Source organism: Amycolatopsis sp. NPDC104775 (assembly GCF_055583325.1).
This window is the reverse complement of the sequence record NZ_JBVJOE010000009.1, coordinates 130,877-143,852: the sequence shown is the minus strand read 5'-3', so window position 1 is coordinate 143,852 and position 12,976 is coordinate 130,877. Positions and strand designations below refer to the sequence as shown.

Sequence of the window (12,976 nt, the reverse complement as noted above, 5' to 3'; positions counted from 1 at the left end):
GTGAAGCGACTGACGAAGTTCGCCGCGGGCGGGGCGCTCGCCACGGTGACCGCGCTCGTGCTGAGCGGCTGCGCGTTCAACGGCGTCTACGACGTCCCGCTGCCCGGCGGGGCCGACCTCGGCAGCCACCCGTACACGCTCAAGATCCAGTTCAAGGACGTGCTCGACCTCGTCCCGCAGTCCGGGGTGAAGGTCAACGAGGTGCCGGTCGGGCAGGTCAAGTCGATCGGGCTGACGCCGGACGGCTGGCACGCCGAGGTGACCGTCGAGGTCAACGGCGACGTCAAGCTTCCGGCCAACGCGATGGCCAACGTGAAGCAGTCGAGCCTGCTCGGCGAGAAGTACGTCGAACTGGCTTCGCCGGGCGGAACCGAGGCGACCGGGCAGCTGGCGAACGGGGCGACCATCCCGCTCGCGCGCACCGGCCGCGACGTCCAGGTCGAGGAGGTGCTCGGCGCGCTGTCCCTGCTGCTCAACGGCGGCGGCGTCGACCAGCTCAACACGATCACCAAGGAGCTCAACAACGCCACCGCCGGCCGCGAGCCGGACATCAAGGCGCTGCTGAACAACGCGAACGAGCTGGTCACCAACCTCGACAACCAGTCGGCCAACATCACCCGTGCGCTCGACGGCCTCAACCGGCTGTCGATGACCCTGCGGGACCAGAAGGACAAGCTGGTCGGCGCGGTCGACAACCTCGGGCCCGGGCTCGGGGTGCTGGAGCAGCAGCGCGGCCAGCTGGTGACCATGCTGAACGCGCTCAACAACCTTTCCGGCGTCGCGACCGACACGGTGAACAAGAGCAAGGCGGACCTGGTGGCCGACCTCAAGGCGCTCACGCCGACGCTGCAGAAGCTCGGCGAGGCGGGCAGCGACCTGCCGAAGGCGCTGGAGATCCTGCTGACCTATCCGTTCACCGACCAGGCCTACAACGACGTCAAGGGCGATTACTTCAACCTGTTCGCCAAGGTCGACCTGAACCTCAAGGACGTCATCGACAACCTCGGCCGCAGCAGGCAGAACGGGCTCAACGGACTCATTCCCGCGCCAGGGCTGACCGGCGGCGTCGAGGGCACGCCGGCGAACCAGCCGCCGCCGTTGTCGTTCCCGGGCAGCCAGCCGGCGCAGCAGCAACAGCAGCAGGCTCCGTCCTCGACCGGCGGCCAGGGCGGCGGACAGCCGTCGCAGAGCGGGTTGTCCGGCCTGTTCGGAGTGCTTTCCGGAGGTGCTGGCTGATGTTGCTGCGCAGGACGAAAATCCAGCTGGTGGTCTTCGCGATCATCTCGGTCGTGGCCATCGTGTACGCGCTGATCCGGTTCGCCGGCCTCGGCACGGTGTTCGGCAGCAGCGGCTACACGGTCAAGCTGCAGCTCAACGAATCCGGCGGGATCTTCACCAACGCCGAGGTGACCTACCGCGGCTTCAACGTCGGCCGGGTCGGGCAGCTGCGGCTGACCCAGACCGGGCTCGAAGCGGACCTGAACATCGACCCGTCGGCCCCGCGCGTGCCCGCCGACCTCGACGCGGTCGTCGCCAACCGGTCCGCGGTCGGCGAGCAGTACGTCGACCTGCGGCCGAAAAACGACCAGGGCCCGTACCTGGCGAGCGGTTCGGTGATCCCGGCCGCGCGCACGACCACCCCGGTCAGCACCGATCGGCTCCTCGGCGACCTCGACTCGCTGTCGGCCTCGGTGCCGACCGACGCGCTGCGGAAGGTCGTCGACGAGTCCTACGACGCGTTCCGCGGCACCGGCGGCGACCTGCAACAGCTGATGGACACCGCGCGCAGCTTCACCACCACCGCACAGCAATACCTGCCACAGACCGTGCAGCTGTTGCAGGCCGGCGGCAAGGTGCTGGACACGCAGAACGACGAGGCGTCGAACTTCGCGTCCTTCTCCAAGAGCCTCAACCAGCTCAGCGGGACGCTCAAGAACTCCGACGGCGACCTGCGCAAGCTGATCGGCGTCACCCCGCAGGTGGCGACCCAGATCAGCCAGGTCGTCCGGGAGACCGGGCCCGGACTCGGCGCGCTGACCGCGAACCTGCTGACCACGGCCAACCTGACCGTGACCCGGCTGGACGGCATTGAACAGGGCTTGGTGACCTATCCGGCGCTGGCGGCCGCCGCGCCGTCGGTGGCTCCCGGCGACGGCACCGCGCACCTCGGCCTCGTGCTCAACCTGTTCAACCCGCCGTCGTGCACGAAGGGCTACCTGCCCTACAGCCAGTACCGGCCGGGTTCGGACACCTCGGTCCGGCCCGCGGACGACAAGGCCTACTGCGCCGAGCCGAAGGGCAGCCCGATCAACGTCCGGGGTTCCCAGAACGCGCCCTACAACGGCGTGCCGGTGCAGCCGTCGCAGCAGGACATCGCGGCCAACCAGAACCGGCCCGCGCAGGAGTTGCAGGAGATGCGCGACGCGCAGGTGCCCGGCGTCGTCGGCAGCCCCGGGGTCTCGCTGAACAGCCTCGGCGCGCTGCTCGGGGTCGGCTGACCGGGATTTGATGACTGTTACCTACTCTGGAGTGTTATGAGTGCCGAGCACGCGGTCGCCGAGGAAGAGGCGACCGCTGATACGCCCGAACCGGCGACGGCGGGGGTGGCGAAGGAAAAGTGGACGCTTCCCGGATCGCCGCGCGCCTGGCTGTTCGGGTCCGGGGCGTTCGCTCTCGCCGCGCTGGTGGTGGCGATCGTGTTCGGGATCATGTGGCTGGTCGCGGAGCTGGACGGCGACCGGGACCTGGCCTCGGCGCGCGACGACGTGCTCAAGGACGGCACCGCCGCGGTGCTGGCCTACACCCAGGTCGACTACCAGAACCTCGACGCGTACTTCCAGAAGCAGAAGGAAGTCTCCAGCGACGACATGGCCAAGCAGATCGCGCAGGCCCAGCCGAACTACTCGAAGGCGCTGACCGACCAGAAGGTCAAGGTCACCACCACGATCCAGGACATCGCGGTCGAGGAGCTCAACGACCACGACGGCAAGGCCAGCTTCCTGGCCGCGATCAGCACGGACACCTCGGCCGGCGGCAAGCAGGCCACCAAGGCGCTGCGGCTCGAAGTCCAGATGACGCGGGTCGACGGCTCGTGGAAGCTGTCTGGGATCGACCAAGTGCCGCTCGTCGCCGCCGGCCAGTAGCTTCACCCGCAGATCGGAGTTCCGCAGTGCCCCCCTCCCGTCGCCAGCCACCGCGCAGCAGCACGCCACCGGCCCGCCGGCCGAAGGTCGCCGGGCTGCGCAAGCCGTCGGACCCGGCGGCGCCGGCGGCCTCGCCCAAGCCGCGCCCCCGGCCGCGGCCGCTCCCCGACGCGGATCCGGCCGAGGTGACCCAGGAGCTGCGGATTCCCCGCGGCGGGCTGGCGCGCCCGGCCGAACCCGAGCCATCCGAGCCTGAGCCCGTCGAGGTCGCGGAGACCGCGGCCGAAGTGGACACCGTCGAGGCCGCGGAGCCGGAAGCCGAGGTTTCCGAGGCCGCCAAGGAAGCTCCGGCCGACGAGGTCGACGCGCTCACCGGCGAGACGGTCGAGGAGGCACCGGCCAAGCCGAGCCCGCGGCGAAAGAAGCGCGACACCGGCGCGGAGAAGCCCTCGGACGTCGAGGAAGCCGAGACCAAGGCGCGGACGCAAGACGACGAGGTCGCCGCGGTTCCGGCGCAGCGATCCGTGGTCAGCCGCAACACTGTGCGGGTCGCACTGCTGCTGGTGGTCGGACTGGCGCTGGTGGCCGCGGCGGTCATCTTCCAGGTGAAGGGCTCGGACGCGGCCGATTCGACGAGCAACCGCGCGGTGCTCGACGTGGCGAAGACCGCGCAGGTCAAGGACCAGGTCTCGAAGGCCGTCGAGACGCTGTTCTCCTACGACTTCAACAACATCAAGAAGACCGAGGACGCGGCCAATCAGCTGCTCGCGACCGACCAGGTCAAGACGAGCTACAACGCGCTGATGGGCCAGGTCAAGAAGCTCGCGCCGCAGCAGAAGGTGGTCGTGACCTGCAAGGTCACCCGCAGCGCGGTGATCCGGCTGAACGGCGATCTGGCCCGGGTGATGCTGTTCATCGACCAGACGTCGACGCGCGCGGACACCAAGCAGACCGCCGCCGGCACGGCGCAGATGCACGTGGACGCTCAGCTGCAGGGCAACACCTGGAAGATCATCGACATGGACACCTACAAGGCCGCCGCACCGGCCGCGGGCGCGCCCGCGCCGTCCGCGCCCGCCTCGGCTACGCCGTCGAAGTAAGCGCTGTCCGCAGCGGACGTCACGGCCCGTTCCCGGAAGCTCCGGGGGCGGGCCGTCGCCGTATCAGCGTCCGAAAGGCGATGCGGAGCGGCTCCTGCTTCCGCTCGTCCGCGATTTCCGGCGGCTGGAGGGGTCCGGACCCGGCCGCGGCCAGCCGATCCAGCAGAGCGACCGTGAGACCGTCCAATTCCGCGCGCAGCACCGACAGATCGGGGCCGCCGACGGGCCGGTCGCCAGGACGCGCGGTCCACTGGGCGAAGAGCCGGTGCTGCACCTGCTTGCCCGCCGCGATCTGGTCGTTGAGAAACCCGGCGGCGAGATCCGGGTCGAGGCCGATCTCCCGGGCCAGAACCCGGACCCGGGCCAGCTCCCGCTGCTCGCGGACGGGATCGTCGACCGGCCGTCCGGCCCCGAACTTCGCGGCGGCGACCTGTTCGCTGATCGCCAGCCTGCGCAGGACCAGTTCCGGAAGCGACGCGTCGGGTTCCGGCATCGTGCGCACCTCCGGGAGTTCGGCCCCGCCCAGTTGATCACCGGGACCCGGCCGCTGCCAACCGCCGCCCCCGAGCGTCCGGAATCGGGGGCCGAACTGCCCGAAGTCCCCCTAAATCCAGCCTGACGCTCGGCGCGCGACCGCTCGCGGAATGTGATCCATCCCGCGCCCGCCGCGCCGGGCCGGAACCGCCGCCGAAACCGCGTCCGGGCCGCCCACCTGCACCGCCGCCCGGCCGACCTGCGCGGTGTTCCCCTGGTACCCGGGGGTAACCGGGATGCGCGCCGGATCGGTCACCCTGCGCTGTTCGGCTTCGACGCTGCGCCAACCGGCGGGACCGCCGCGCGGCATCTTGACTCCAAAGCCGCGTGGGTTCACGCTTACTGCCAACGGTCACGGCCGGGGAACGCGAACCTTGCGGGAGGGGCGCGAAAACCCGGGCGAACCGGGGAGCCGAAGGACGCAGTGAGGCTCAGGGAGACGCACTGCCCGAAGGTGACGCGATGCAGGCTGGGCCCCGTCTGGAGTGCCCCCTGGACAGACCGCGCCATCCGGGCTAGACTGCCTCTTTGCGCTGCCCTCTTTCAGGCTGCCCGGAGCCGGTAGTTAGGATAGTGGGCACACGGCACCCCTGACAGTCCGCGACAGCTGTTGCCATCGCGGCTGCTCACCGCTCATTGTCCCCGGAAGGACGCATCTTGGCAGTCTCTCCCGCGAACCAGGCCACTGCTGCGACCACCTCGGCTGAATCCCGCGCGCAGGCCACGGGAATCCCCGGAGCGCCCAAGCGGGTCTCCTTCGCGAAGATCCGCGAGCCACTCTCCACCCCGAACCTGCTTGACGTCCAGATCCAGTCGTTCCAGTGGTTCACCGGCCACGAGGCGTGGTTCGAGCGCCGCGTCAACGAAGGCGAAGAAAACCCGGTCGGCGGTCTGGAAGAGGTCCTCAACGAGATCTCTCCGATCGAGGACTTCTCGGGCTCGATGTCCCTGTCCTTCTCCGCTCCGCGCTTCGACGAGGTCAAGGCCTCGATCGAGGAGTGCAAGGACAAGGACATGACGTACGCGGCCCCGCTGTTCGTCACCGCCGAGTTCGTCAACAACAACACCGGCGAGATCAAGAGCCAGACGGTCTTCCTGGGCGACTTCCCGGTGATGACCGACAAGGGCACCTTCATCATCAACGGCACCGAGCGGGTCGTCGTGTCCCAGCTGGTGCGTTCTCCGGGCGTGTACTTCGACAGCAGTGTCGACAAGACGACCGACAAGGACGTCTTCAGCGTGCGCGTGATCCCGAGCCGCGGCGCGTGGCTCGAGTTCGACGTGGACAAGCGCGACACCGTCGGCGTCCGCATCGACCGCAAGCGCCGCCAGCCGGTCACCGTGCTGCTGAAGGCGCTGGGCTGGTCCACCGAGGCGATCCGCGAGCGCTTCTCGTTCTCCGAGACGCTGCTGGCCACCCTCGAGAAGGACCACACCGCGGGCACCGACGAGGCGCTGCTCGACATCTACCGCAAGCTGCGCCCGGGCGAACCGCCCACGAAGGAGAGCGCGCAGACGCTGCTGGAGAACCTGTTCTTCAAGCCGAAGCGCTACGACCTGGCCAAGGTCGGCCGCTACAAGGTCAACAAGAAGCTCGGCCTCGACACCCCGTACGAGACCGGCACGCTGACCGAAGAGGACATCGTCTCGGCCATCGAGTACCTGGTCCGGCTGCACGCCGGCGAGGACAAGATGACGAGCTCCGCCGGCGTCGAGGTGCCGGTCGAGACCGACGACATCGACCACTTCGGCAACCGCCGCCTGCGCACCGTCGGCGAGCTGATCCAGAACCAGATCCGGGTCGGCCTCTCCCGCACCGAGCGCGTCGTGCGCGAGCGCATGACCACCCAAGACGTCGAGGCGATCACGCCGCAGACCCTGATCAACATCCGCCCGATCGGCGCGGCGATCAAGGAGTTCTTCGGCACCTCGCAGCTGTCGCAGTTCATGGACCAGAACAACCCGCTGTCGGGTCTGACCCACAAGCGCCGCCTGTCGGCGCTGGGCCCGGGCGGTCTGTCCCGTGAGCGCGCCGGCATGGAGGTCCGGGACGTCCACCCGTCGCACTACGGCCGGATGTGCCCGATCGAGACGCCGGAAGGCCCGAACATCGGCCTGATCGGCTCGCTGTGCTCCTACGCGCGGGTCAACCCGTTCGGCTTCATCGAGACGCCGTACCGCAAGGTCGTCGAGGGCCAGGTCACCGACCAGGTCGACTACCTGACCGCGGACGAGGAAGACCGTTACGTCAAGGCGCAGGCCAACGCGCCGCTGACCGACGACGGGCACTTCGTCGAGTCCAAGGTCCTCGGCCGCCGCAAGGGCGGCGAGGTCGAGCTGATCGACCCGCTCGAGATCGACTACATGGACGTGTCGCCGCGGCAGATGGTCTCCGTCGCCACCGCGATGATCCCGTTCCTGGAGCACGACGACGCGAACCGCGCGCTGATGGGCGCGAACATGCAGCGGCAGGCTGTTCCGCTGCTGCGCAACCAGGCTCCGTACGTGGGCACCGGCGTGGAGCTGCGCGCCGCGGTCGACGCCGGGGACGTGCTGGTCGCCGAGCAGGCCGGCGTGGTCGAGGAGCTGTCCGCGGACATCATCACGATCATGCACGACGACGGCACGCGGAAGAGCTACGGACTGTACAAGTTCCGCCGCTCCAACCACGGCACGTGCTTCAACCACCGGCCGATCGTCAACGAGGGCGACCGGGTCGAGCAGGGCCAGGTCATCGCCGACGGCCCGTCCACCGAGAACGGTGAGATGGCGCTCGGCAAGAACCTCCTCGTCGCGGTCATGCCGTGGGAGGGCCACAACTACGAGGACGCGATCATCCTCTCCGAGCGCCTGGTGCAGGACGACGTGCTGACGTCGATCCACATCGAGGAGCACGAGATCGACGCCCGCGACACCAAGCTGGGCGCCGAGGAGATCACCCGGGACATCCCGAACGTCTCCGAAGAGGTGCTGGCCGACCTCGACGAGCGCGGCATCATCCGCATCGGCGCCGAGGTCCGCGACGGCGACATCCTGGTCGGCAAGGTCACGCCGAAGGGCGAGACCGAGCTGACCCCGGAGGAGCGCCTGCTCCGCGCGATCTTCGGCGAGAAGGCGCGCGAGGTCCGCGACACCTCGCTCAAGGTGCCGCACGGCGAGACCGGCAAGGTCATCGGCATCCGGGTGTTCTCCCGCGAGGACGACGACGAGCTGCCCCCGGGCGTCAACGAGCTGGTCCGCGTCTACGTGGCCCAGAAGCGCAAGATCCAGCCGGGCGACAAGCTCGCCGGACGGCACGGCAACAAGGGTGTCATCGGCAAGATCCTGCCGGTCGAGGACATGCCGTTCATGGAGGACGGCACCCCGGTCGACATCATCCTGAACACCCACGGTGTGCCGCGACGGATGAACATCGGCCAGATCCTCGAACTGCACCTCGGCTGGCTGGCCTCGCAGGGCTGGACGATCGAGGGCAACCCGGACTGGGCGAAGAACCTTTCGCCGGAGCTCTACGACGTCGCGCCCGGCACGAACACCGCCACCCCGGTGTTCGACGGCGCGAAGGAAGAGGAGCTCACTGGTCTGCTCGGGGCGACCAAGCCGAACCGCGACGGCGAGCGCATGGTCAAGGAGAACGGCAAGGCCACGCTGTTCGACGGCCGCTCCGGCGAGCCGTACCCGTACCCGGTGTCGGTCGGCTACATGTACATCCTGAAACTGCACCACCTGGTCGACGACAAGATCCACGCCCGCTCCACCGGCCCGTACTCGATGATCACCCAGCAGCCGCTGGGCGGTAAGGCGCAGTTCGGCGGCCAGCGCTTCGGCGAGATGGAGTGCTGGGCGATGCAGGCCTACGGCGCGGCTTACACGCTGCAGGAACTGCTCACGATCAAGTCGGACGACGTGGTCGGCCGCGTCAAGGTGTACGAGGCGATCGTGAAGGGGGAGAACATCCCCGAGCCGGGCATCCCGGAGTCGTTCAAGGTGCTCCTCAAGGAGCTCCAGTCGCTGTGCCTCAACGTCGAGGTGCTCTCCAGCGACGGCGCGGCGATCGAGATGCGCGACTCCGACGACGAGGACCTCGAGCGCGCGGCGGCGAACCTCGGCATCAACCTGTCCCGCAACGAGTCGCCCTCGGTGGACGACGTCGTGCACTGATTCGGTGTCGAGCCGGGATCTGCCTCCCGCGGATCCCGGCTCCACCGCCGACCCCTCTCTAGCCGAAACAACCCCAAGGGGACTTAGACGTGCTGGACGTCAACTTCTTCGATGAGCTCCGCATTGGCCTGGCCACTGCTGACGACATCCGTCAGTGGTCCTTCGGCGAGGTCAAGAAGCCGGAGACCATCAACTACCGGACCCTCAAGCCGGAGAAGGACGGGCTCTTCTGCGAGAAGATCTTCGGCCCGACCCGGGACTGGGAGTGCTACTGCGGCAAGTACAAGCGCGTCCGGTTCAAGGGCATCATCTGCGAGCGCTGCGGCGTCGAGGTCACTCGCGCCAAGGTGCGCCGTGAGCGGATGGGCCACATCGAGCTGGCCGCGCCGGTCACCCACATCTGGTACTTCAAGGGCGTTCCGTCGCGCCTGGGCTACCTGCTGGACCTGGCGCCCAAGGACCTCGAGAAGATCATCTACTTCGCGGCCTACGTGATCACCGGCGTGAACACCGAGCTGCGGCACAACGACCTGCCGACCCTCGAGAACGAGATCGGCGTCGAGCGCAAGAACCTCGAGACCAAGCGCGACGCGGACATCGAGGCCCGTGCGCAGAAGCTGGAAGCCGACCTGGCCGAGCTGGAGGCGGAGGGCGCGAAGTCCGACGTGCGCCGCAAGGTCAAGGAGGGCGGCGAGCGCGAGATGCGCCAGATCCGCGACCGCGCCGGTCGCGAGCTGGACCGTCTCGAGGAGGTCTGGACGACCTTCACCAAGCTCGAGCCGCGTCAGCTGATCGCCGACGAGCTGCTCTACCGCGAGCTGATCGACCGGTACGGCGAGTACTTCACCGGCGGCATGGGCGCGGAGGCGATCCAGAAGCTGGCGACCGAGTTCGACGTCGCCGCGGAGGCCGAGAACCTGCGCGACACCATCCGCAACGGCAAGGGGCAGAAGAAGCTCCGCGCGCTCAAGCGGCTCAAGGTCGTCGCCGCGTTCCAGGCGACCGGCAACGACCCGCGCGGCATGGTGCTCGACGCCGTCCCGGTCATCCCGCCGGACCTGCGCCCGATGGTGCAGCTCGACGGTGGCCGCTTCGCCACGTCGGACCTGAACGACCTGTACCGCCGCGTGATCAACCGGAACAACCGGCTCAAGCGGCTGATCGACCTCGGCGCGCCCGAGATCATCGTCAACAACGAGAAGCGGATGCTGCAGGAGGCCGTCGACGCGCTGTTCGACAACGGCCGCCGCGGTCGTCCGGTCACCGGCCCGGGCAACCGGCCGTTGAAGTCGCTGTCCGACCTGTTGAAGGGCAAGCAGGGCCGGTTCCGCCAGAACCTGCTCGGCAAGCGCGTCGACTACTCGGGCCGTTCGGTCATCATCGTCGGCCCGCAGCTCAAGCTGCACCAGTGCGGTCTGCCGAAGGACATGGCGCTCGAGCTGTTCAAGCCGTTCGTCATGAAGCGGCTGGTCGACCTGAACCACGCGCAGAACATCAAGTCCGCCAAGCGGATGGTGGAGCGGTCGCGGCCGCAGGTGTGGGACGTGCTCGAAGAGGTCATCACCGGCCACCCGGTGATGCTGAACCGTGCGCCGACCCTGCACCGGCTGGGCATCCAGGCCTTCGAACCGCAGCTGGTCGAGGGCAAGGCGATCCAGCTGCACCCGCTGGTCTGTGAAGCGTTCAACGCGGACTTCGACGGCGACCAGATGGCGGTGCACCTGCCGCTGTCGGCCGAGGCGCAGGCCGAGGCCCGGATCCTGATGCTGTCGGCGAACAACATCCTGTCGCCGGCGTCGGGCCGTCCGCTCGCCATGCCGCGTCTGGACATGGTCACCGGTCTGTTCCACCTGACCCGGCTGAACGAGAACGCCGAGGGCGCGGGCAACGCGTACTCCTCGCCCGCCGAGGCGATCATGGCGTTCGACCGCAAGGCGCTGAGCCTGCACGCGCCGGTCAAGATCCGCGTCACCGACCGCCAGCCGGCGAAGGCCGACGAGGCGGCGCTCGCGGAAAAGGGCTGGGAGCCGGGCAAGCCGTGGCTGGCCGAGACGACGCTGGGCCGCGTGCTGTTCAACGACCTGCTGCCGGCGGACTACCCGTTCATCAACGAGCCGATGCCGAAGAAGCGGCAGGCGGCCATCGTGAACGACCTCGCCGAGCGGTACTCGATGACGCAGGTCGCGCAGACGCTGGACAAGCTCAAGGACGCCGGTTTCTACTGGGCGACCCGCTCGGGCGTCACGGTCGCGATCTCGGACGTGCTGACCCCGGTCGGCAAGAAGGCCATTCTCGACGAGTACGAGGGCAAGGCCGACCAGGTCGAGAAGCGCTACCAGCGCGGTCAGCTGTCCCACGCCGAGCGCAACAACGAGCTCGTCAAGGTGTGGACGCAGGCGACCGAAGAGGTCCACAAGATCATGGAGACGGCGCTGCCGGACGACAACCCGATCGCCATGATCGTGAAGTCGGGCGCCGCCGGCAACATGACGCAGGTCCGTTCGCTGGCCGGTATGCGTGGTCTGGTGTCGAACCCGAAGGGCGAGTACATCCCGCGTCCGATCAAGGCGAACTTCCGTGAAGGCCTGTCGGTGGCGGAGTACTTCATCGCCACGCACGGCGCCCGGAAGGGTCTGGCGGACACGGCGCTGCGTACCGCCGACTCGGGTTACCTGACCCGTCGTCTGGTGGACGTCTCGCAGGACGTCATCGTCCGCGAGATCGACTGCGGCACCACGCGCGGCATCATGATGCCGATCGGCGAGGACCTCGGCGACGGCAAGATCGTGCGCGACCAGCACGTCGAGACCTCGGTGTACGCGCGGAACCTCGCGACGGACGCGGTGGACCCCAAGGGCAACGTCGTGCTGAACGCGGGCGACGACATCGGCGACCCGGCCATCGAGAAGCTGCTCTCCAGCGGCATCTCGAAGGTCAAGGTCCGCTCGGTGCTGACCTGCGAGTCGGCGGTCGGGGTCTGCGCGACCTGCTACGGCCGTTCGATGGCGACGGGCCAGCTCGTCGACGTCGGCGAAGCGGTCGGCATCGTCGCCGCCCAGTCGATCGGTGAGCCGGGCACGCAGCTGACGATGCGTACGTTCCACCAGGGTGGTGTCGCCGGTGACGACATCACGACCGGTCTGCCCCGTGTCACCGAGCTTTTCGAGGCTCGGGTGCCGAAGGGCAAGGCTCCGATCGCGGACGTCGACGGCCGCGTGCGGATCGAGGAGAGCGAGCGGTTCTGGAAGATCACCCTGATCCCGGACGACGGGTCGGAGGAGATCGTCTTCGACAAGCTGTCCAAGCGGCAGCGGCTCGCGAACACCCCGAACGGTCCGCTGGGCGACGGCGACCACGTGCACGTCGGACAGCAGCTGCTCGAGGGCACGCCGGACCCGCACGAGGTCCTGCGCGTCATGGGCCCGCGCGAAGCGCAGATGCACCTCACGGACGAGGTCCAGAAGGTGTACCGGGCGCAGGGTGTGTCGATCCACGACAAGCACATCGAGGTCATCGTGCGGCAGATGCTGCGCCGCGTGACGATCATCGACTCCGGTGCCACGGACTTCCTGCCGGGCGAGCTGCCCGAGCGGACGAAGTTCGAGGCGACGAACCGGGCCGCGGTCGCCGAGGGCGGCGAGCCGGCTTCGGGACGTCCGGTGCTGATGGGCATCACGAAGGCGTCGCTGACCACGGACTCGTGGCTGTCGGCGGCCTCGTTCCAGGAGACCACGCGAGTCCTGACCGACGCGGCCATCAACGGCCGCAGCGACAAGCTCGTGGGCCTCAAGGAGAACGTCATCATCGGTAAGCTCATCCCGGCCGGTACGGGCATCAACAAGTACCGGAACATCCAGGTGCAGCCGACCGAGGAGGCGCGGGTCGCGGCGTACGCGATCCCGTCCTACGACGACGGTTACTACACCCCGGACGTGTTCGGTTCGGGCACCGGCGCCGCGGTTCCGCTGGACGACTACGACTTCGGTCGCGACTTCCGCTGAACCTCGCGCAGCTGAACGAAAAGCCCCCGGTCCTCGT

The 12,976-nt window shown here is 68.5% G+C and carries 8 protein-coding genes; 6 read left to right on the top strand and 2 right to left on the bottom strand.

Annotation, left to right across the window (positions count from 1 at the left end):
* Positions 1 to 9 precede the first annotated feature (9 nt).
* Genes ACZ63D_RS33310 through ACZ63D_RS33295 form a run of 4 tightly spaced genes read left to right on the top strand, consistent with a single transcriptional unit; the run spans position 10 to position 4,243 of the window.
* The gene (locus tag ACZ63D_RS33310) at positions 10 to 1,236 is read left to right on the top strand and encodes an MCE family protein (RefSeq protein WP_465358476.1); all 1,227 of its coding nucleotides are present in this window, start codon (positions 10 to 12) and stop codon (positions 1,234 to 1,236) included.
* Positions 1,236 to 2,498 (top strand): MCE family protein, encoded by a 1,263-nt coding sequence (locus ACZ63D_RS33305; protein WP_465358292.1) that lies wholly within the window; start codon positions 1,236 to 1,238, stop codon positions 2,496 to 2,498. Before ACZ63D_RS33310 ends, ACZ63D_RS33305 begins: the two co-directional genes overlap by 1 nt.
* Before the next feature lie 36 nt (positions 2,499 to 2,534).
* On the top strand, positions 2,535 to 3,143 hold the full coding sequence (locus tag ACZ63D_RS33300) for a hypothetical protein (protein ID WP_465358291.1): 609 nt from the start codon (positions 2,535 to 2,537) through the stop codon (positions 3,141 to 3,143).
* A 26-nt stretch (positions 3,144 to 3,169) separates the two neighbouring features.
* Positions 3,170 to 4,243 (top strand): hypothetical protein, encoded by a 1,074-nt coding sequence (locus tag ACZ63D_RS33295; RefSeq protein WP_465358290.1) that lies wholly within the window; start codon positions 3,170 to 3,172, stop codon positions 4,241 to 4,243.
* 19 nt (positions 4,244 to 4,262) lie between these two features.
* Here the strand turns inward: ACZ63D_RS33295 and aroQ are convergent, their stop codons facing one another.
* The gene (aroQ, locus tag ACZ63D_RS33290; protein WP_465358289.1) at positions 4,263 to 4,736 is read right to left on the bottom strand and encodes a gamma subclass chorismate mutase AroQ; all 474 of its coding nucleotides are present in this window, start codon (positions 4,734 to 4,736) and stop codon (positions 4,263 to 4,265) included.
* Positions 4,737 to 4,847: 111 nt separating this feature from the next.
* Complete coding sequence (locus ACZ63D_RS33285; protein WP_465358288.1) at positions 4,848 to 5,087, bottom strand: hypothetical protein; 240 nt, start codon at positions 5,085 to 5,087, stop codon at positions 4,848 to 4,850.
* A 347-nt stretch (positions 5,088 to 5,434) separates the two neighbouring features.
* Here ACZ63D_RS33285 and rpoB point away from each other — a divergent pair, with 347 nt between their 5' ends.
* Positions 5,435 to 8,938, top strand: coding sequence for a DNA-directed RNA polymerase subunit beta (rpoB, locus tag ACZ63D_RS33280; protein WP_465358287.1), 3,504 nt, complete (start codon positions 5,435 to 5,437; stop codon positions 8,936 to 8,938).
* Positions 8,939 to 9,027: 89 nt separating this feature from the next.
* Complete coding sequence (locus ACZ63D_RS33275; protein ID WP_465358286.1) at positions 9,028 to 12,939, top strand: DNA-directed RNA polymerase subunit beta'; 3,912 nt, start codon at positions 9,028 to 9,030, stop codon at positions 12,937 to 12,939.
* Positions 12,940 to 12,976 lie beyond the last annotated feature (37 nt).